At 66.2% G+C, this 20,028-nt stretch carries 18 protein-coding genes; 7 read left to right on the top strand and 11 right to left on the bottom strand.

What is annotated here, in order from left to right; all coding sequences use genetic code 11:
* Positions 1-27 precede the first annotated feature (27 nt).
* Genes WC815_01645 through WC815_01600 form a run of 10 tightly spaced genes read right to left on the bottom strand, consistent with a single transcriptional unit; the run spans position 28 to position 11,122 of the window.
* Positions 28-1,557: a DASS family sodium-coupled anion symporter gene (locus WC815_01645; GenBank protein ID MFA5907458.1), complete on the bottom strand. Its 1,530-nt coding sequence runs from the start codon at positions 1,555-1,557 to the stop codon at positions 28-30.
* Positions 1,541-2,365 carry a diaminopimelate epimerase gene (gene dapF, locus WC815_01640; GenBank protein ID MFA5907457.1) on the bottom strand — a complete coding sequence of 275 codons (825 nt, stop codon included), beginning with the start codon at positions 2,363-2,365 and terminating at the stop codon, positions 1,541-1,543. The genes WC815_01645 and dapF overlap by 17 nt, the downstream gene beginning before the upstream one ends.
* A complete protein-coding gene (locus tag WC815_01635; GenBank protein ID MFA5907456.1) occupies positions 2,365-3,210 on the bottom strand; it encodes a hypothetical protein in 846 nt (281 codons plus the stop codon). Before WC815_01635 ends, dapF begins: the two co-directional genes overlap by 1 nt.
* Positions 3,211-3,214: 4 nt before the next feature.
* Positions 3,215-3,664, bottom strand: a complete 450-nt coding sequence (gene dtd, locus WC815_01630) for a D-aminoacyl-tRNA deacylase (GenBank protein ID MFA5907455.1) — start codon at positions 3,662-3,664, stop codon at positions 3,215-3,217.
* A complete protein-coding gene (gene ttcA, locus WC815_01625) occupies positions 3,661-4,590 on the bottom strand; it encodes a tRNA 2-thiocytidine(32) synthetase TtcA (protein ID MFA5907454.1) in 930 nt (309 codons plus the stop codon). The genes dtd and ttcA overlap by 4 nt, the downstream gene beginning before the upstream one ends.
* Positions 4,591-4,632: 42 nt before the next feature.
* Positions 4,633-5,670, bottom strand: coding sequence for a glycosyltransferase family 4 protein (locus tag WC815_01620; protein ID MFA5907453.1), 1,038 nt, complete (start codon positions 5,668-5,670; stop codon positions 4,633-4,635).
* Positions 5,670-7,601: a hypothetical protein gene (locus WC815_01615; protein ID MFA5907452.1), complete on the bottom strand. Its 1,932-nt coding sequence runs from the start codon at positions 7,599-7,601 to the stop codon at positions 5,670-5,672. Before WC815_01615 ends, WC815_01620 begins: the two co-directional genes overlap by 1 nt.
* Positions 7,602-7,644: 43 nt before the next feature.
* Positions 7,645-8,895: a glycosyltransferase family 4 protein gene (locus tag WC815_01610; protein MFA5907451.1), complete on the bottom strand. Its 1,251-nt coding sequence runs from the start codon at positions 8,893-8,895 to the stop codon at positions 7,645-7,647.
* Positions 8,892-9,884 (bottom strand): NAD-dependent epimerase/dehydratase family protein, encoded by a 993-nt coding sequence (locus tag WC815_01605; GenBank protein ID MFA5907450.1) that lies wholly within the window; start codon positions 9,882-9,884, stop codon positions 8,892-8,894. The genes WC815_01610 and WC815_01605 overlap by 4 nt, the downstream gene beginning before the upstream one ends.
* Positions 9,881-11,122, bottom strand: coding sequence for a glycosyltransferase family 4 protein (locus WC815_01600; GenBank protein ID MFA5907449.1), 1,242 nt, complete (start codon positions 11,120-11,122; stop codon positions 9,881-9,883). The genes WC815_01605 and WC815_01600 overlap by 4 nt, the downstream gene beginning before the upstream one ends.
* A 46-nt stretch (positions 11,123-11,168) precedes the next feature.
* On the opposite strand from WC815_01600, the gene WC815_01595 reads away from it, so the two are divergent.
* The 3 genes from WC815_01595 (at position 11,169) to WC815_01585 (ending at position 14,994) form a co-directional block, all read left to right on the top strand.
* Positions 11,169-12,101, top strand: a complete 933-nt coding sequence (locus WC815_01595; GenBank protein ID MFA5907448.1) for a lysylphosphatidylglycerol synthase transmembrane domain-containing protein — start codon at positions 11,169-11,171, stop codon at positions 12,099-12,101.
* Between the two features lie 89 nt (positions 12,102-12,190).
* On the top strand, positions 12,191-13,381 hold the full coding sequence (locus tag WC815_01590) for a hypothetical protein (GenBank protein MFA5907447.1): 1,191 nt from the start codon (positions 12,191-12,193) through the stop codon (positions 13,379-13,381).
* 32 nt (positions 13,382-13,413) lie between these two features.
* On the top strand, positions 13,414-14,994 hold the full coding sequence (locus WC815_01585) for a glycosyltransferase family 39 protein (GenBank protein MFA5907446.1): 1,581 nt from the start codon (positions 13,414-13,416) through the stop codon (positions 14,992-14,994).
* Between the two features lie 75 nt (positions 14,995-15,069).
* On the opposite strand, the gene WC815_01580 is transcribed toward WC815_01585, so the two are convergent.
* Positions 15,070-15,825 carry a hypothetical protein gene (locus WC815_01580; protein ID MFA5907445.1) on the bottom strand — a complete coding sequence of 252 codons (756 nt, stop codon included), beginning with the start codon at positions 15,823-15,825 and terminating at the stop codon, positions 15,070-15,072.
* 234 nt (positions 15,826-16,059) lie between these two features.
* On the opposite strand from WC815_01580, the gene WC815_01575 reads away from it, so the two are divergent.
* The 4 genes from WC815_01575 (at position 16,060) to WC815_01560 (ending at position 19,931) form a co-directional block, all read left to right on the top strand.
* Positions 16,060-16,932 carry a hypothetical protein gene (locus tag WC815_01575; GenBank protein MFA5907444.1) on the top strand — a complete coding sequence of 291 codons (873 nt, stop codon included), beginning with the start codon at positions 16,060-16,062 and terminating at the stop codon, positions 16,930-16,932.
* Positions 16,933-17,022: 90 nt separating this feature from the next.
* Entirely contained in the window at positions 17,023-17,748 is a 726-nt protein-coding gene (locus WC815_01570; GenBank protein MFA5907443.1) for a class I SAM-dependent methyltransferase, read from the top strand.
* A gap of 5 nt (positions 17,749-17,753) precedes the next feature.
* Positions 17,754-18,710, top strand: coding sequence for a lysylphosphatidylglycerol synthase transmembrane domain-containing protein (locus tag WC815_01565; GenBank protein MFA5907442.1), 957 nt, complete (start codon positions 17,754-17,756; stop codon positions 18,708-18,710).
* Positions 18,711-18,752: 42 nt separating this feature from the next.
* Positions 18,753-19,931, top strand: a complete 1,179-nt coding sequence (locus WC815_01560) for a radical SAM protein (GenBank protein MFA5907441.1) — start codon at positions 18,753-18,755, stop codon at positions 19,929-19,931.
* Positions 19,932-20,028 lie beyond the last annotated feature (97 nt).

The raw sequence follows: 20,028 nt of genomic DNA, 5'->3' as shown, positions 1-20,028 counted from the left end.
CGGCCAATCCCGCTGCGATTTCTGCGATCAGAACAGGATCGGACCGAGCGTCATCACCGTCGCGATGATCACGACGAACGCGACAATGTCGAGCATCACGCCGTGGCGCATCATCTGGCCAATCGGCACGAACCCCGAACCGTAGACGATCGCATTCGGCGCCGTTGATACCGGCATCATGAAGCCCATGCTGGCGCCCAGCGTAGCGCCCAGCACCGGTTCAATCGGCCGCACCCCGGCCGCCTGCGACACCGCGATCGCGATCGGGATGATCATGTTCGCCGACGCCGTGTTTGACGCCGCTTCAGACACGATGATGGCCGAAGCCGTGAAGAGCACGGTCAGCGCGAACGCCGACTGCGCCGGCAGCCAGCTCGTGATGCCCTCGCCCATGGCCTGCGCCAGGCCGGTGGAAAACGTCAACTCCCCAAGCGCCAGCCCGCCACCGTAGAGCAGCGTGATGCCCCAGTCGATTTTCACCGCCTCGTCCCACGTCAGCGTGAATCGCCGCTCGCGCCAGTCCACCGGCAGGATGAACAGCAGGAACGCGCCGACCATGGCGGCCACGCCTTCCGGCATCGACGCCGCATAGGCGCGGGCAAACGGCGTCTGGTCCACGCCCACGATCGCGAACAGGCCGGGCGCGATCCACAGCGCCACCGTCACCGCAAACGCCACCAGCACATTCCGCTGCCCGGTCGTCATCGGGCCCAGCCGCGCCAGCTCCTCGTAGACCAGGTCGGTGCTGTCGGTGGTCACCCGCAACCCCCGCGCCGAGGTCCAATAGAACTGCAGCACGAGGTACCCGAACAGCACCGTGACGATGGGGACGCCGATCGCCATCCAGGCGAAGAACGAGATCTTCGCGCCGACGATCTTCTCCAGCATGCCGATGCCGATCAGGTTCGGCGGCGTCCCCACCGGCGTGCCCATGCCGCCAATCGACGGCCCGAACGACGTCATCAGCATCATGCCCAGCGCAAAGCGCCGGACCGCGGCCTGCTGGTCGGTGGCGGTGCGGTGCAGGTGGGCAATGATCGACAGGCCGATCGGGAACATCATCGCCGTGGTGGCGGTGTTGCTGATCCACATCGACATCGCGGTGCACACCGCGCCGTAGACGAGGAGGATGCGAAAGGCGCTGCCGCCGACGCCCTTGATCGCCAGCGCGCCATAGGCGATGCGGCGATCGACCCCGTGCACGAACATCGCCTGCGCCAGCATGAAGCCGCCGATGAAGAGGAAGATGATGGGGTCGGCGAACGGCGCCAGCGCCGCGCGGCCGCTGGTCACGCCGAGCATCACGGCGACGCAGGGGCCCAGCATGGCCGTGACCGCGAGCGGCAGCGCCTCGGTCAGCCAGAGCGTGACGACGAGGCCCATGATCGCGGCCATGCGATGCGCCGCCACCGGAATGTCACCGAGCGGCGCGAACAGCAGGACCAGGAACACCGCGGGCGCCAGGAACAACCCAGCGGTGCGGCGACGGCGATTGAACTGTTCTTCGGCCGGCGAATAGGATTCTACGGCGCCGACGGCCTCATGAAAGGTCTGCATACGAAGGCACCCAGTGCCCGTCGATCACCACCTCGGCCCAGCCGGTCAGGAAGATGCCGGCGTCGGTCCACTCGACGCGCTGCGTGCCGCCGGGGGCAATCACCTGGATGTCACGGGCGGCGCCGCCGTGCGAGATGGCGGCAATCGCCGACGCGCACGCGCCAGTGCCCGAGGCGTGCGTGGGGCCGACCCCGCGTTCCCAAATCAGGATGCGCACGCGGTCGGGCGCTTCGATCACCGCGAACTCGACGTTGGTGCCCTCGGTGAAACGCGGATGCGTGGCCAGCGCCGGTCCCATCCGGTGAAACCGCACCAGGTCCGGCAGTTCCTTCACCAGGGCGACGCACTGCGGATTCCCAATCGCCAGCGTCGTCACCTTGAGCGTTTCGCCGGCGACCTCGAGGGTCTCTTCAGCCACGCGCTGCGGCTGGCCCATGGCCGCGCGGAACGTGTAACGGCCGCCGGACCGGCTGATGAGCGACAGCGCCTTCCAGCCCGCATCGGTGTCGACCCGCACTTCCGTGAGGGGCGGGAGCCCCGCCGCCTCCCGTTGGTAGAGGACCAGCGCCGCCAGGCAGCGCAGGCCGTTGCCCGACAGCTCCGACGGGCTGCCGTCGGTGTTGATCAACCGCATGCGCGCGGTGCCGTCCGGCGCAATCGTGTAGTAGATCACGCCGTCGCCGCCGAGACCGGAATGGCGATGGCAGAGGCGGCGCGTCAGCTCGTCGAGCCGGAGGCCTTCAACCTGCTCCGCCGGCACGAACAGAAAATCGTTGCCGTAGGCGTGTGCTTTGGCGATTGCCAGCATCAGGGCACCCGGAACGCGTTGAAGACCCAGGTCAGGCCACCGGTGAAGCCAACCTCGGGGTCGCGCGAGGTCAGGCCCAGCACGATGCCGGCGTCCAGGCGGACGCCGCTCTTGGTGTAACGCGTGCCGAACCGCAGCAGGCCGCGGTCTTCGGCGCCGGGCGTGACGATGTTGGCGAAGTTGGCGCGGCCGGCGAACTCGCCGACCACCTCCGCATTCTGGCTGATGGCGCGCGCCACCGACAGGCTGTAGACGAGCAGATCGTCCTGCGCCGCCTGGCGCGTCGGGTTGCCCAGGATCAACAGGCCGAAGTTGGTGACGACCCGGATCGACTGGATGGTCTTGCCCACCAGCACGCCGACCGTGAAATCCTGCATGTCCTTGCCGAGCCCAGACTCGTTGCTGGCGTTGGGCAGGCGCGTCGAGAACCGCACCGCCATCGACGGCCGGCCGGCGCCTTCCGCCAGGAACCGGATCTTGGCGCCGATGTTGATGTCTTCGACGTCGGACGTGCTGTCGCCATCAAGGGCGAGCAAGGCCGAGAACGGCGCGTTCGGCACCTGCTCGGTGATGTCGAGTTTTTGGTACAGCCCGGCGTCGATCTGGATCTCGGCGATCGAGCTGACACCGATGCTGATTCCCATCGGCGGCACGGTGAACATGTTGCCGCGCAGGCCCGAGACGGGCAGGTAGACGTCGCGCTCGTAGTCGATGCCGGCCTCGAACATGATGCGGCCGGCGCCGATGGTTTCCGGATCTTCGGTCTGCAGCGGACGCTGTTGCGCGGCGGCGGAGGTCGTGAACAGGGCCAGCGCCGTAAGGGTGGCGGCGAATGTGCGTGTCATCGGGTCAGAAAGACTTCCTGCTATCGAGAAGAATGGTCACGGGGCCGTCGTTGATCAGCGACACCTGCATCATGGCCTGGAACTCGCCGGTCTCCACGCGCAGCCCACTGGTTTTCAATTCTCGCACGACATCTTCGTAGAGCGCGCGGGCAATCTGCGGCGGCGCCGCCGACGCAAACGACGGACGCCGGCCGTTGCGGGCGTCGCCCGACAGCGTGAACTGCGACACCACCAGCACGCCGCCCTGGATGTCGAGCACCGACTTGTTCATCTTGCCGGCGTCGTCAGAAAAAATGCGGAGGTCCCGGACCTTGGACGCGACGTAGTGCAGATCCGCCGGTCCATCGCCCTGCTCCACGCCCAGCAGCACGAGCAGGCCCGGCCCGATCTCGCCGGTCACCCGTTCACCGACGGTGACTGACGCGGAGGTCACTCGCTGGACGACGGCCCTCACGGTTTGACAGGTTCGAGACTGAGGGCCTGTGGCGTGGAGCTTGGGGAGGGCGTGCCCACCGTAGTCCTGGCGAAGGCGGGCCGCGACAGCATCAGCGGAATCAGCGGCACGTCCGCGGGCACGTCGTCGAACTCCTCGAGCTCGGTGGCGATGGCCTTCCGGATCTCGGCGGCCGGGTTGAGGCGGCGATCGAGCAGGTAGCGCGGCATGACGTTGGCCAGCGCCTTGATCATCGAATTCTTGACGGCGGGGTGTTCGCGCTCGAGTTCCGCGATCAGCCGCTTGACGCGCTGGCGCTGCAGGCTCAGGTCGCCGCACGCCGGACAACAGCAGCCGATGATGGGCAGCTGGCTTTCCTTGCAGTACGCGCCCGCCTCGGCTTCGGTCACATAGACCAGCGGGCGAATCACCACGTGCGGGCCGCGGTCGGAGGCCATCCTTACCGGCATCGCCTTCAGCGCCCCGGCAAAGAACAGGTTCAGCAGCGCGGTTTCGACGAAGTCGTCCAGGTGATGGCCGAGCGCAATCTTGGTGGCGCCGGTTTGCGCCGCCAGCCGATGGAGCACGCCGCGGCGCAATCGCGAGCACATCGAGCACGGCGTGTCGTCGTTGTCGAGCTTGTCGTCCATCACGGCGCCGATGTTGGTGTGCTCGCTGTGGAACTCCCAGCCGCGCTCGCGGCAGGCTTCGGCCACCTGCTTGTGCTGGTAGCCCTCGTAGCCCGAATCGACGTTCACGGCGACAATCGAAAACGTGATCGGCGCGCGCACCCGCAACACGTCCAGGATCTGGATGAGCGCCCAGCTGTCCTTGCCGCCCGAGAGCCCGACCATGATGCGGTCGCCGTCTTCAACCAGGTTGAAGTCGGTGATCGCCTTGGTGGCCTTCTTGGCGAGGCGCGTTTCGAGTGGAGACCGGTAGCTCATGAACGTGGTCGATCTTAACAGGCTTGGGGTTTGGGGCTTGGGTCAGAGCAGCAGCTTCTGAATGGCCCCTGACCACGTCATCTGTTTCGCGACGGCGTGGCCCGCCTCGCCCATCCGGGCGGCGAGGTTGCGGTCATCCATGACCCGCCGCATGGCCAGCGCCAGCGCCTCGGGCGTGGGTGGCGTGACGTAGCCGGTCTCGCCATCGCGCACCAGTTCCGCGGGGCCGCCGCTGTCGGTGCAGGTGATCACCGGCTTGCCGCACATGTAGGCCTCCACGGTCACGAACCCGTAGTCCTCGTTATAGGGCGGAAAGATCACCGCGCGGCATCGCGCCAGGTGGTGGATCAGGCCCGCTTCATCGAGCCGGCCGACGAACTGGACGCGATGCTCCAGTTCGAGGTGGCTGCGCAGCCGCATGAGCGCCTCGATCTCGGCGCCCTCGCCGGCGATCACGCACTTGATGCTGGCCGCCATCGGTTCGGCGAGCGCGTGCAGGACCAGGTCGAAGCGCTTGAGCGGCGACAGGCGCGAGACGCCGAACAGGTAGTCACCGTAGAGGTCATGGCGGTAGTCACGCTTCGGCGGCGGCGGGTACAGCACGTCGGACGAGATGCCGCCGAAGCGGCGCAAGCGCGACTGCACCGTGCCGGAGATCACGAACCGCCGCTTCATCTTGCCGAGCAAGTGATGGTCGACGCGATGGATGATCGCCCGCCGCGTCCGCTCCTTGATCTTGCCCTTCCACGACAGGCGCGAACTGAACTGCTCCCACAGGTCGTAGTACTCGCGCATCCGGTGGTTGAGCCACAGGACGTGATTGGGGTGCCGCACGGCATAGCCGGGGAACCGCAGGCTGATCACCTGATCGACCGGGCGCTCCTCGTGCGCCAGCTGGACATCGGTGCACCACGCCGCAAGATAGGCGCTGCCCTGGCGGCCGAACCGGTTTTGCGGCGTCACCACCAGGCCGGCGTGATGGCCTTCCTCCTGCAGCGCGCGCACCAGCTCGCGCGCCATCACGAGATGACCTCCCTCGGCGAACGGCGGGCTCGACGTGACCACCGCAATCGTAGCCATTACCGGGCGTCCCCGTAAGTCGGAATGAGCCGGACCATCACGCCCAGGAAGCGGCTGTCGCCCGAGCCGGATTCGAACATCGGCACGAAGCCGGACGCCGATGCAATCGAGACGCTATAGACGTAGTTCGTCGGGAAATCGGGGTGATATTTGTAGGGCACGCCGCGGGGCATGTCCACTTCGAGCACCTGTTGTGAGCTGGCGGCCATGTCGACGGTACGGCGGCCGGTACCGGTATCGATCGTCACGCGGTTCGGCCGCGGCCCGCTCTCGAGAATGACAGTCAGCTTCTCGATGCGCAGCGAGCGCGCCTCCTGAACGCCGGCGGCCTGGGTCTCTGGCGCAATCGGCGCGCGCAGCAGGATGTCGGCGCTCGATTCGCCCTTCACCCAAAAGGCGTCGCCCTCGCGGTTGTAAATGCTGTCGTCGATGAAATAGGCCAACACGGGCGGGGTGCCGCCGAGTGGTTGCCGGGTCCGGTCCGGCTGCACGTTCACCGGCAAGTCGTTCACCATCGTCAGTTCCGTCGGCAGCCGGCGGAACAGTCCCGACTTGCTGTGCTCCGATGGATGCGTCGAGGCGTAAAACGGATTGGACACAATCCGCATGACAAAGAGCCCGCTGATCGCCAATGTCACCAGGCCGCCGACCGCCGTTTGCAGGGGCGGGACCAGGAACAGGAACACGCCGTAGGTGCCAAGGAAATAACGATTGCCGACCGGTCCGCCGCCGCCCGACCAGGTGAACGGCATGTACAACAGCAACGCGACCGCGGTGCCGACGCCGGCGCCGAGGGTCAGCCACTGCCACATGGCGCGATCCCGCGTCGCCGCCAGGAACAGGAGGATGGCCATCAGGCCCGGGAAGCAGTAAATGGCAAAGCCGGTGTGACGGCCGATCACGAAGTAGGCGAGATTGCGCCGGAACACTTCCAGCAGCGCGTCGCGCGTGAAGAGCACGTCAAACGAACCACCGCCCACCCGACCGAGCCCCACCGTGGCGAAGTCCTTCGTCTCGTCCTGGTACGGGAAGCCGCCCTTGAAGTCCGCGCCGTCGCGACTGTAAAAGGTCTTGCGTTCGCCACCCTGGTAATTCCACTCACCGGTGACCGCGGTGTTGAGCGCGAACAACGCGACCACCACCACGCCGAAGGTGCCCGCGATCTTCATCGCCCGCGACCACTGGCCCCGAAGCGCGGCCGAGACCAGCAACGGCGCAATCAGCAGGACGTTGGTCGGCTTCGCGAACGCGCCAATTCCCAGCAGGACGGCCGCGATCACATCCGACCGAGGCCCCAGCAGCCAGCGGGTCCGCCACGAGCCGAGCTGGACCTCAGCGATCGGCCCGGCCACTTCCTTGTAGCACCAGAAGTAATAACCCAGCAGGACGATGGCGAAGATGAAGAAGTCGGGGGCCAGCTGCACCATGTAGATGGGCACCAGCGACACGAACAAGAAGGCGCACGCGAACACGAGCGCACTCACCGGATGACTGCGCGCGCACAAGAACGAATAGGCGCACAGGAAACACAGGGTCATCAGGATCGCGTGCAAGACCAGGAAGCCATTGGTCCCGAAGGCCCGGATGAACGGGGCCGCAATCAACGGATAGATGTAGGCCTTGGCGTAGAACAAGCGGCCGTCCTGGCCGCGCTTGAGAAACAGGCCCTCGGGTCCGGTCCGGTATTCTTTCCAGACGCGCGCGAGATCGTCGCGCCGGTACTCGAAGTCGAGATCGGTGGCGAGGCTGTGGCCCAGGGTGTAGTAAGTCGCGGCATCGCCGAAGAAGCCGCCGTTCGATGCCTTCACGAAATCGACCGTGAGCGCCCACGTCAGCAGGACGACCGCGATCGCGGCCGTGCTGCTGGCGCCCAGCCGCCAGGCCAGGCTCCGTCCCTGCAAACGCGCGGCGACGCCGTGGTCGAGTGTCATCGGTCGCCGGTCCGGCTAAAGCCGGACGCCACATTGAAGGCGGTCATCGTTCGGTGGTAAGGAAGCTCAAGTCCGCCTGCAGGATACCCGCCCGGCGCGTCCGGCGCGAGGTTTCGTGCAAGATCACGTACAGCCGCTCCATCTTGCGGACGAACGCGGCAATGTCATAGCGGGCGCCGGTCTTGCGCGATTCGGCGGCGAGGCTGGCCGCCACCTCGGGATGCTCCAGCAGTTCGCAGATGGCATCGGCCAGCCGGCCGGCGTTGGCCTTGGGCACGATGAGCGCGTCCTTGCGATCGGTCAACACGTCCAGCAGCCCGTCGGCATCGGTCGCCACGATCGGCTTGCCCATCGCCAGCGCCTCGAACACGGTCAGCGGCGTGCCTTCCCACAACGACGGAAACACCACCATGTCGAGGGCCGACAGCGCCGCGCCGACGTCACGGGTGAACCCGGCAAACACCAGCTTGTCGCCCAGGCCGAGCGCCTTCGCCTGCGCTTCGAGTTCAGGCTGCAGCTCACCTTCGCCGACGATAAAGAACCGCACGTCCGGGTGCTTGGCGAGCACCATGGGCGCCGCCTCGATCAGATACTGATTGCCCTTGGACGGCATCAACCGCGTGATCGTGCCGAGGGCGACGGTGCCGGGCGCGATCCCCAGGGCCTGCTTCGCCGCGCCGATCTCGCCGGCGCTGCGCGGTCGTGCAAACTCGTCGAGCGGCGCGCCGAGGTACACCACCTTGGTGCGCTCGGCCGGCATCAGCCGCGCGCGCGTCGTGAACTCGCCGGTCGATTCCGACACCGCGATCGCCAGGTCGGTGTGCGGCGCCAGGATCCGGTCGGCCACCTTCTGGAACCACGGCGTGTCACCGTGGTTGGCGTGCTCGTGCAGGATCGCGGGAATGCCCAGGCGCCACGCGCACAGGCGGCCGAACGTCGTGGCGCCGTAGCCGTGCAGGTGCACGAGGTCGGCCTTCTTCTCGCGCAACACCTTCAGCAGTGCCGTGAACGTCGCGGGGTCGAACTTGTGCCGCGCCAGGTAGGTCACGTCGATGCCGAATTCCTCGAGCGTGTCGGCCGACAGGTCCTTCTTGCGCAGGCTGATCAGCGAGACGTTGAACCTGGTCGCGTCGAACCGCGGGATCATCCACGCAAACAGGCGCTTGACGCCGTGCATGCGCGAGCCTTCCCAGCCGAGGTGGTCGCAAATGTGAACGATGTTCAGGCGCTTGCCCGCCGACCTGTCCGCCGAAGCCTTGGCGGAGGTGGAAGCCTTGGCGAAGGTGGGCGTCACAGCAATCCCTCGCTCCGATACCAGGCCGCCGTGCGATGGATGCCCTCCTCGAGATCGACTGTCGGCGCGAAGCCCAGCTCGGTCTTCGCGCGCGTGGTGTCGAAGGCACGGCTCTTCGTGTAGAAATCGACGCGCCGGCGGAAGATCGGCGGTTCGAGGCGCAGCGGCACGCACACCATTTCGCACAGCAGGCCCGCGGTCCAGAACGGCCACACCGGCAGGTGCCGGCGCGGCGGCGCGACGTTCAGCTCTTTCGCGACCAGGCCCACCAGCGCCTCGAGCGTGGTGTAGCGCGGCCCCGCGAGAATGTAGGTGCGTCCGGCGGCGGCGGGCACGGTGCCGCATAGGCGGAACCCTTCGACGAGATCCTCGACGTAGGTGAGGTGATAGAACACCTGCCCGTCACCGATCATCGGGAAGCGGCCGCGCGCCAGGCCGCGAAACATCTTCAAGAACCGCAGGTCACCGGGGCCGTAAATGCCAATCGGCCGGGCCACGACCACGTCGAACCCGGTCGAGCGGCCAAACTCGCGGGCCAGGGTTTCCGCTTCGAGCTTGGTTTCCTGGTAGACGTCGCCGGGGTTGAACGGCGCATCCTCATTGGCCGGCGGGCGCGCGATGTGGCCGTGCACGCCACCGGTGCTGCAGTGCACCACGCGGCCGGCGCCGGCGCCGCGCGCGGCTTCCAGCACGTTGCGCGTGCCCTCGACGTTGGTCGCGCGGTAGGCCGCGTCCGGCTGGCCGGCTTCGCGATAGGTCGCGGCGATGTGATACACGACCTCGACCCCTTCGACGGCGCGCCGCATGGATGCCGCATTGGTGAGGTCGCCCTCGGCGGCCTTCACGCCGGAAGCCGCCAGCAGCGACCGATCAAACTTCGCGCGGCTCTTCGGCCGCACCAGGGCGCTCACCTCGTCGCCACGCGAAACCAGCAAGGAGGCGAGGTAGCCGCCGGTGAAGCCCGTGGCGCCAGTGACCAGGACTTTCACGGGCGGGCCATCTTGTGGTCGACCGATGGCCGGTCGACCGATTGCGATGGGTGATTGGCCGACTGAGACTTGGACACCAGCCGTTCATACGCTTGCGCCGTCCGGCGCACGTACGACTCGCGGCTGTACTTTTCCTGCGCGACGACGCGGGCCGCCGCCGACAGCCGCGCGCGTTGCTCGGGCTGGTCGATCAGCTCGATGACGGCGTCCGCGAACGGCTGCGCTTCGGGCGCCACGAGCCTGGCGATGGCCGGGGTCAGCACTTGCGTGTGGGTCAGCAGGTTCGTCGCCACGATCGGCTTGCCGGATCGCAAGTACGAATAGATCTTGAGCGGCGTGTTGGTGCCGCGGATGCGCGGCGACACCAGCAAGTCCGACGCCTGCACGAATCCCGGAATCTCCCTGGCCGGCTGCTGGCCGGTGAAGACCATCACGCCCGACGCCCCTCGCGCGGCGGCCGCGGCCCGCGCGGCCTCGACCTGCGCCGGCTCGCCGCCCACCACGAGCACGCGTGCATCGGGACGCCGGCCGGCGATGATCGCCGCGGCGTCGATCAGCAGGTCCACCCCCTGGTAGGCCTCGAACGTTCCGGTGTAGAGCGCCAGTGGCGCCTGCGCGGCAATCCCCCAGGTGGCCCGCACCTCGGCGGGCGACGTGCTCGGCCGCTCGTCGACATCGCCGCCCATCACGTTCTCGATCAGCAGCGCGCGTTCGCCAACACCCATCTCGGTGACGGTGTCCTGCAGTTCCTGGCAAATCGTAATGACGACCTGCGACTTGTGCACCATCTGGTCTTCAGCCCAGGTGAACAGCCGATGCAGCGCGCCAGACTGGCTGTATTTGAAGTTACTGAGCTGCTGCGGCAGGCTGGAGTGCATGTCGTAGAGATGCGGGATGCCCAGCCACCGGGCAAGCCATACCCCAACCAGCCCCATCTCTTCGTGTGAATGAATGGCGTCGTAGCGCCCCGACATCACGCGCCGCAGCACGGTGAACAGCATCAGCCCGTCGAGCACGAGCTTCGTGAACGACGGTCCGATGCGGACCTTGCTGACAAAGGGCGGACGCAGCGACCGAAAGATGCGCAGGTTCGGCAGCTCGACGTCGCGGCCAATCGGGTAGGTCACCAGGTCAACATGATGGCCAAGCTCGCCGAGGGTCTTGATGCGATGGTATTCGCTGAACGGGGTCCCGCGCGGCTCGAAAAACGGCTCGGGCGCGAGCATCAGGATGCGCACGAGTCATTATATCTAACTGAGCCTAATGCAGTTAGGATGGAGAGGGATGCTGAAGATCCTCGTCCGCCTCATCGTGAGCGCAGCGCTCCTGTATTTCGTGCTGCGTTCGATTGACCTCGCTGCGCTCTGGGAGCGCGTGCGGGGAATGAACCCCGCATGGATCCTGCTGGCGCTTGCCGCTTTCACGTTCATGCAATCCGTGTCGGTGTGGCGCTGGCATCGCCTGCTGCGCGCCCAGCACATCGACGTCGCCTCCCGCACGCTCACCGAATCGATCTGGGTGAGCCTGTTCTTCAACAACTTCCTGCCCAGCAACATCGGCGGTGACTTCGTCCGCATCGCCGACACCGCAGGCGCGGCCGGCTCGAAGACGCTGGCCACCACCGTGGTCCTGGTCGATCGTGCGCTCGGTCTCACGGCGCTGGTCCTCGTCGCCGCCGCGGGCGCCTTCGCCGCATCGCTGGCCGGCGTCCACATCCCCGGCGCCAGGTGGCTCTTCATCATCACCGCGGCCGGAGCGGCGCTGTCGATTCCTGTAATCGGGATGCCAAAACTGTCGACCCACGCACTGGCGCCGCTGCGCGCGCTGAAGCGGCCGTGGGTCGATGAACGGACCCAGCGGCTCGAAGATGCCCTGATTCGCTTCAGAGCAGCGCCTTCGGCGCTGCTCGGCGCGTTTGGCGGTGCGCTCGTGGTGCAGATCACGATTGTGGCCTTCTATTTGCTGACTGCACAAGGGTTGGCCGTTCCGCTGCCAATCTTCCTGGGGGCTGTGCTGATACCGGTGAGCCTGGCTGTCCAGATGGCGCCGCTCTCCATCAACGGGTTCGGCGTCCGTGAAGCCGTGTTCGCATTCTTCTTTCGCCGGTTCGGGCTCCCGATCGACGCCGCGGTGGCACTCTCCCTCGTGTCAACGGGCCTGGTCATGGGCCTTTCGCTGGTCGGCGGCGTCATGTTCCTGAGGCGGCGCCGGGCGTAGCCCGGCTCCTTCGGAACACGCCGGGAAATGCGGTGGTGTAAAGCCGTGGGAAGTTGTGTCCGATATCTCAAGTTTAAGGGAATCCTGTAATGCCGAGACTCCACCCCTTCGGAGGGCTGATTGCCCTTGTTGCCACACTTGGCCTTGGCGGCTGCGAAGCCGCCAAGAGCGCGAATCCGACGGCCCCCTCGGTCGCCGGGCCGATCCCCGGGGTCTCGATTACGGCGCCCAAGCCGCTCGAGCCCGGCGCCGGCTCCACGCTGACCTTCGGCGCGGAACCGCCTAGCCTGCTGATTGAAAACCCGGGCACCAGTGGCGTCCGCGCCCTCTGGCTCGAGTTGGAAGTCGGCACCGACACGGCCTTCCAGCAGGTCGTACACAAGGCCGACCGCATCACTCCGGGTGACGGCGGACGCACGTCGTACCGGTTGCCTGAGCCGTTGGGAGCCGGCTACACCTACTACTGGCGCTCGCGCGCCGCCGACGGCGCCAACACCGGGCCCTACTCGGCCGTGTCGAGCTTCAGCGTGGTGCCCCCGGTGGTCATCGACCCACCGACGCCGATCGCGCCAAACGGCACGCTGACCACCAACAAGCCTGAGTTCCGCGTCACCAACGGCGCCATCTCCGGCACCACTGGAGTGGTCTACCGTTTCGAGATCTCGCCCTCGGCCGACCTGGGCAACCTCACCGCCCTCGTCACCGCCGCGCCCGGCACCAACGGCTCGACCACGATGACGCTCGGCGAGCTGCCGTACAGCACCACGTTCTACTGGCGCGTCTATGCCACCGACGGCACCAAGCAGTCGAATTACTCGACGACAATGTCGTTCCGGACGCCGGCGCCGCCGCCACCGCCCACGCCCACGCCCAGTCCGACGACGCCACCCACGTCAACCGGCCCCATTGGCGGTGCGCGCACGATCTCAGCCAGCGAGGCGATGCAGATCATCAAGAGCGTGCACGATGCCGAAGGTTGGAACCTGGGCTCCAGCTCGACGCGCGACCAGCGGATCGGCTTCTTGATGCGCGCCGCGGCGACCGTGCATTACGGCCACTCGCGGTTCAACAACAAGGGACCCGACTCGAACTGGTGCGTCAAGGACGCCGGCGGCGGCCGCCCCATCTCGGACGACGTGATCGTGCGGTGCAACACGCGTGACGCCTACGACCTGATCGGCGGCGCCGGCGGGAACGGCTACTCGTTCCACGTTGACTCCATCGGCATCCTGCCGAGCAACCAGAACGTCTTCCCACCGCCGCGCTCGGCGCTGCCGTAGCCCTTGCGAGCGGGGTGATAAAGTACCCCGCCGTGACCACCACCAATCGCGAGGCCGGACGACGACCGTCGTTCGACCTCGCGGTTTTGCTCATCGTCCTCCTCGCCATCGCCTTCCGGCTGTATCGCCTCGACGTTCCCTTCGTTGAAGGTCACAGCTGGCGCCAGGTCACCAACGCCGACATCACGCGCCACTTCGCTGAAGGGGTCATGAACCCGTTTCTGCCCCGGGTGTCGTGGGGCGGGCTCAACGGCGTGGTGGGGATGGAGTTCCCGCTGCTCCACTACCTCACGGCGATCGTCTGGCGGGTCTTCGGCGAAAGCCACATCTCGGGGCGGTTGGTCTCGATGGCCTTCTCGATCGCCTCCGTGATCCTCATCTTCATCCTGGGCCGCCGCCTGTTCGGCACTGCGGCCGGCCGCGGTGCGGCGTTCCTGTTCGCGGTGTCGCCATCGCTGGTGTTCTTCGGGCGCGCCCTCATGTCCGACACGCCAATGGTCACCTTCATGATCGCCGCGGTAATCGCGTGGGACTGGCACTTCGAGCAGCCACACCCGTCCCGGGCGGTGATCGCCAGCACGCTCACGGCGCTCGCCGCGCTCGTGAAGCTGCCGGCCATCGTGGTGCTGGCGCCCATCGGCGGGCTGGCGCTGTCGTGGCTTGGCTGGGGGGCGTTCCGGAACCGGGCGCTGTGGGCGGGCGGCGCGGTCGCCGTGGCCCTGATTGCGGCGTGGTACTGGTATGCCGATCGCATCTTCCTCGAGACCGGGCTGACGCAGGCCGTGTTCCGGCCGTCAGGCACGTATCCAGCCGACATCGCCCCGAATACGTTCTTCTACACGACCTTTCACTTTGCCACCGCGAAGCGTCTTGTGAGCTCCGAGTTCTGGCTGGGCATGATGGATCGGTTCTGGGGACTGCACCTGACGGGGCCGGGGGCCGTCGGCGCCCTGGCCGGCTTGTTCCTGTCGTGGCGCGCGGGCCGCGCGCTGCCGGTCTTGTTATGGGTGCTCGGGGCATTCGCGCTCATCGTGGTCAGCGCCGAAGGCCAGTGGAACCACGAGTTTCACCAACTGCCCATGATGCCGGCACTCGCCCTGCTGTTCGGCGTCGGGGCCGCACCGCTGTTCGACGGCGCCTACCTGAAACGATTCCTGCCGATTGGCCTGGCGGTGGCCGCCATGAGCGTCGTGCTGACCGCCGCCGCGGTGCAGGGGTTCCGCGGGTCGAACGTCATTGCAGGCCTCTATCGGCCAGACTACCTGACGACGTATTTCATCGCTCACGGCAACTTCATTCAATCGGTGGTGCCGCCAGACGCGCTCATCATCACGGTGGACTACGACCGGTTTGGCGTCAATTCGCCCATGCTGGTGTACTTCGCGCGGCGCCAGGGATGGACCTTCGACCAGGCCAGCATCTCGCCGGATGTCATCGAGAACCTGCGCAAACGATACGGCGCGCAGTTCTTCTTCAGTTCAATGGGCGACGGGCTGCTCCAGGGGCGAGACGACCTGCGGTTCTACCTGGAGGGGTTCGAAAGGGTGCCGTTGCCAGCTGGCCTGCAAGGCAGGCTGGTGGCGGTGGACCTGCGGAAGCCGCGGGCAAAATAAAAGGGACAGGCCCGAAAGCCTGTCCCTTGTGGTGTCGCCGCGGTGGACAAACCTGAAGGTTTGTCCTTGCCGGTCCTAGAAGCGGATGCGAGCGCCGAAGCCGAACTGGACGCCGCCCACCTTGGTTTCGATGTCGCTCACCAGCAGGCGGACGTCGGTCGTCGCACCGGTGACGCGCACGAACCCGCCGGCGCCGAGCCGCACGCGGTCATTCTGCCAGAGGATGTAGGTCACATCGGCCGTGGCGTTGTAGCCGGTCACGCTGCGCTTCTGCGACACGATCGTGGGCGCCGTCACAACTTCAGCGAACGTCTGGTCGCGCTCGACGACGATGACGTCGCTGACAATGTCCTGCTCCAGGCGGAAGAACGACGGGCCGCCGGACACGAGCACGTCGAGCTTGGAGCCGATCGGCACAATCCAACCCACGCTCACATGGGTGGCGTTCTCGCGGCGATAGAGGCCCCCCGCGGTGGTGCTGAAGGTGCGGTTACGGTTGAAGAAGATCGGGTGGGGCACGGTCCCGGTAATCGCCGTATCGGAGGTGTTGGTCTCCTGGTGATAGCTGATGCCAACCGTCAGGTTCTTGATGACCCGGAAATCGACTCCGCCACCGAATAGACTGCCCGATGTCCACGTGGCACTGGTATTTGTCGTCGCCGGCTCGTCGTACAGCGTGTACTGCTTCGTGTCGTTCGAGTCCGAGGATCCTGATTCCACGCCAAAACCGATACTCAGGTAGACGCGATCATCCGGGGCGCCTTGCGCGGCCGCTTCACGCGTGCCGCCAAGCACCAGACCCAACATCATCAACACTGCGAGTTTTCGCATCGTATCCTTCGCTCCAAATCTAAGGGGGTCCTGAGCAGACCCAAACGAGACATCCTAACATGGTGAAAGACTGTAAATAGCACTTAAATCAAAGTAAACAGGCATGTTCTGGCGGTTGAGCTTAGAATTTCCGCCGTCCTTTGCTATAATTGGCGGCGTTTGCTCTTCCAAGACATCGTCTCCCAGCGGCGATGCGCAAGGTGTCTTGGTGGAGTCAGAGGAGAACTGAACTTGATGAAGCACGTGTCCGTGGTCGCCGTCGTGGCGATTGTCGCTCTGGGTGTGTCCTGCACCGGAACCCCCATGTCCCCTACGTCACCGTCAGCGGCCGCCGGCGGTCAGACTGCCGCCAACGGCGATGGCTCGACGCTGAAGGTGACTGCACCTGGCATCGTCTCCCCGTTCGACAGCGAACGGACCGACAGCCGCCGCCCGACGCTGATCTGGACCAACGCGTCCGGCAAGCACACCCCCTTCGGTTTCTTCTACGAGATCGAAGTGGTCGACTCCACCGACAAGGTCATCTACACACAGACGGTCGGTGAAACGGCAAACGGCGGCTCGCACCAGGTGCCGACCGACCTGGCGTACGACACGGTTTATGCGTGGCGCATCCGCGCCGGCCTCGACAGTGAACGCGGACCGTGGTCGGTGTGGGGCATCTTCCGCACCGTGCTGGCGCCGGTGGTGGTGGTGGTGACGACGCCGACCGGCGGCACGATTGGCCCGGCCCGCACGATCAGCTTCAACGAGGCGTTCAACATCATCGTGGGCATTCACAACGCCGGCCGCTTCAACCTGGGCGGTAGCTCGACACGCGACTATCGCATCAACTTCATGTTCGGCGCGGTCGCGGCCATCCACTACGGCCACGCCCGCTACAACCCGCAAGGACCTGACTCGAACTGGTGCGTGAAGGACGCCGGCGGCGGCCGTCCGCCGTCAGACGACGTGCTGGTCCGCTGCAACACGCGCGAGGCGTGGGACCTGATCTCGGGCGCTGGTGGCAACAACTACGGGTGGCACCAGGACTACCTCGGCAGGCTGCCGTCGAACCAGAACGTCTATCCTCCGGGCCGCGGCTCGCTGGGCTTCATCGGCTCGTAGCCTCGACCCGCCTGGAAGGGTTGTCGTTTAACAAACCTGCGGGGGTGATCGCTTCGGCGGTCACCCCCGCTTCATGTACACTCACAAACCGTGGCTGAGCCGTCCACCTTCTACAAGTCGTTCTCCGAAAAGAAGCTGACCACCTATGGCAGCTCGCGCCGAGGGCGCATCGAGCAGCATCGCCTCGGTCTGCTCCATCGCTTCAAGCCGGCCCCAGGCGACATGGTCGAAGTGGGCCCAGGTCACGGCACGCTGGCCGAGCAGGCGGTCGAGGCCGGCTGGAACTACACGGCCATCGAGGCGAGCCCCATCCTGATCGACGTGCTGCGCCAGAAAGGCCTGCGCGTGATCGAATCCTGGGCACCGCCGATTCCCGTGCCGGACGCCAGCATGGACGTGGTCTACGCCGACCAGGTGCTCGAGCACATGAGCGGCATCGATGCGGCACGGGCGTTCACGGCCGAGGCGCTGCGGGCGCTGCGCCCGGGCGGGGTGTTGTTCGTGGTGGTGCCCGACTATCTCAAGGAGCGCACCTTTTTCTGGGACGTGGACTACACGCACAACTTCGTGACGACCGAGCGCCGCGTCAAGCAGCTGTTCAACGATGGCGGCTTCGAGATTCAACACGTCGAACGCGGCATTGGCATGGCGACGGGCGTGGCGCGTGACGCGCTGGCGGCCGGCGCGCTGTTGGTGAACATTCCCGGGATGGACGCGCTGTCGCGCTACACCGGGACGGTAGACCTGCTCTTCAAGATCCGCAAGAACCTCTTCGAAACCCTGACCTTCGTCGCCAGAAAACCCGCGGCCGGGTGAGCGGCGTGCAGGACCTCCTCGCCCGCGCGACCCGGTCCACGCTGGTCCGGCTGGTCATCACCGGGGCCATCCTCGCTTACCTCTCCACCCGCATCGACATGGGCGACGCCGCGCGCGCGGTGGCGGCGATCAGCCGGCCCCACCTCGCCGTCGTCCTGGTGCTGGTGCTGGTCGATCGCGCCGTGATGATCCTGCGCTGGATCCTGCTGCTGCGGGCCAGCGGCATTGCCATTTCCACGGCCGACGCCACGCGGCTGTTCCTGGTGAGTTCGTTTGTCGGCAGCTTCCTGCCCGCGGGGGTCGGCGCGGATGCGGCGCGGGCCTACGGTCTGGCCCGCGAGTCCACGACCGGCAGCGAGGCGCTGGCGTCGGTGGCGGTGGATCGCGTCCTCGGGGTGCTGTCCCTGGTGTCGATGGGCGTGGCTGGCGTCGTGGCGTGGGCGCCCGAAGGCCGCAGCGACTGGCGGATGGTCGGCGCCGTGGCCGTGGTCGGCGGCGCCTGCGTGGCGGCCTTCTGGGCGGACCAGTGGATCCGCTGGGCGGTGCCCGCGCATCGCCACGGGCGGTCGGTCACACGGCGGGTGCTCCGCCTGAGCGACGCCGTGAGCCGGTACCGCACCCGCCGCGGCGTGCTGGCCCACGTGATGGCGTGGTCCCTGGTGGTCCAGTTGCTGCGGATTACCCAGGCTTACCTGCTGGGTCTTGGGCTGGGCATGACCGTGCCGTTCAGCTACTTCCTGCTGTTCATGCCGGTCGGGCTGCTGATGTTGCTGCTCCCCATCTCGATCAGCGGTTTCGGTCTGCCGCAGGGCGTGATCGTGTGGCTGCTCCGGCCGATGGGCGTGGACGACAGCGCCGCCTTCGCCTTGTCTACGCTCATCGTCCTGACCGGGCTCGCCGGGAACCTGCCTGGGCTGTGGTTGTGGCTGAAGGCGCGAGGGATCCGACAACCTGAAGGTTAGGTCGCCATCGGCCTGAAAATCCTGTAGAATCTTGTACTTAGCATGGCACAGACATACGCCGCCAAGTACCTCGCCAAAGCGGCGATGAGCGCCCCCCGCGATTTCGTTCGCGCCGCGGTCGCCAAGTACACCCCGCTTCATCCGACGGTCTTCATCTTCCATTGCACGTTTGTGTGCGACGCCCGCTGCGAGATGTGCAGCAACTGGACGCGCGGCAACCGCAAGGAAGACATGACGCTCGAGCAGATCGAAGAAGCGTTCAGCTCGCCGCTGTGGAAGGACATCGAGAACGCGTCGTTGTCGGGTGGCGAGCCCACCACGCGCAACGACATGGTCGAGATCTGCCGCGTGATGATCGACAAGTTCCCGAAACTGCGCAAGCTGACGCTCAACACCACCGGCATCACGCATCATCGCGCCATTCCGATGCTGACCAAGGTGGTCCAGCTGTGCAACGAGCGCAACATCATCTTCTCGATGCGCGTCTCGATCGACGGCGTGAACGAGATGCACGGCTCGGTCCGCAACGTCCGCAACGCCTTCGAAAAGGCCGGCAAGACCATTGCCGCGATGCAGGAACTGCAGAAGACCTACAAGTTCAACTTCGGGATTTCGTCGACCATTTTCTCGCAGAACCTCGCCGACGCCGACAACATCCTGGCGTGGGCGAAGAAGGAAAAGCTCGACATCGTCTTCAACATGGTGCGCTTCACCGACGCCATGCTCGGCAACAGCGAGCTCGAGGCGGGCATGAAGCCGATCGGCGCCGAAGAGCAGACGATGCGGAACTTCTTCATGGATCGCGTGCGGCAGGATCCGCTGCTCGACGGCCAGAACTACATCTACATGCACTATGCGGACATGATCGCCAACGGCTATCACCGCACCGCGCCCTGCCCGTTCCAGACGCAGGGCGTCATGTTGAACCCGAACGGCGACCTGTTCTTCTGCGAGAACAGCGAGATTATGGGCAACGTGACCAAGGAGGACGCGGAAGCCATCTACTTCCGCGAGACGTCACAGGCCCATCGCAAGGAAATCCGCGACCACAAGTGCCCGACCTGCCTCAGCCCGTGCCAGATGAACGTGGCCGCCATCAAGCAGGTGGTGCCGTACGCGCGTTTCCTGGTGCGCGCCTCGATGGAGAAGCGGCGCAGCGGTTCGCGCGCGCCGCTGCCGCCGCCGTCGGTCCCCGCGGTGCCGCCGGCCGCCGCGCTCTGATTTGTTTCAAACAAATCCGCCAGAGGGAACGCCGCCCGGCCCAGCGAATGGCTGATGACTCGGCGGCTGTTTTCTTGTAATAATTCGGGGTTGTCGC

It is taken from the genome of Vicinamibacterales bacterium (assembly GCA_041659285.1).
Classification (GTDB): Bacteria; Acidobacteriota; Vicinamibacteria; order Vicinamibacterales; family UBA2999; genus 12-FULL-67-14b.
This window is presented reverse-complemented; position numbering and strand designations above follow the sequence as displayed.

Excerpts from the sequence above, each read along its gene's own strand:
- WC815_01590 (MFA5907447.1), top strand. The coding sequence starts at position 12,191 with ATGCCGAGACTCCACCCCTTCGGAGGGCTGATTGCCCTTGTTGCCACA.
- WC815_01620 (MFA5907453.1), bottom strand. The coding sequence starts at position 5,670 with ATGGCTACGATTGCGGTGGTCACGTCGAGCCCGCCGTTCGCCGAGGGA.
- WC815_01645 (MFA5907458.1), bottom strand. The coding sequence starts at position 1,557 with ATGCAGACCTTTCATGAGGCCGTCGGCGCCGTAGAATCCTATTCGCCG.
- dapF (MFA5907457.1), bottom strand. The coding sequence starts at position 2,365 with ATGCTGGCAATCGCCAAAGCACACGCCTACGGCAACGATTTTCTGTTC.
- ttcA (MFA5907454.1), bottom strand. The coding sequence starts at position 4,590 with ATGAGCTACCGGTCTCCACTCGAAACGCGCCTCGCCAAGAAGGCCACC.
- WC815_01595 (MFA5907448.1), top strand. The coding sequence starts at position 11,169 with ATGCTGAAGATCCTCGTCCGCCTCATCGTGAGCGCAGCGCTCCTGTAT.
- WC815_01580 (MFA5907445.1), bottom strand. The coding sequence starts at position 15,825 with ATGCGAAAACTCGCAGTGTTGATGATGTTGGGTCTGGTGCTTGGCGGC.
- WC815_01560 (MFA5907441.1), top strand. The coding sequence starts at position 18,753 with ATGGCACAGACATACGCCGCCAAGTACCTCGCCAAAGCGGCGATGAGC.
- WC815_01575 (MFA5907444.1), top strand. The coding sequence starts at position 16,060 with ATGAAGCACGTGTCCGTGGTCGCCGTCGTGGCGATTGTCGCTCTGGGT.
- WC815_01615 (MFA5907452.1), bottom strand. The coding sequence starts at position 7,601 with ATGACACTCGACCACGGCGTCGCCGCGCGTTTGCAGGGACGGAGCCTG.
- WC815_01635 (MFA5907456.1), bottom strand. The coding sequence starts at position 3,210 with ATGACACGCACATTCGCCGCCACCCTTACGGCGCTGGCCCTGTTCACG.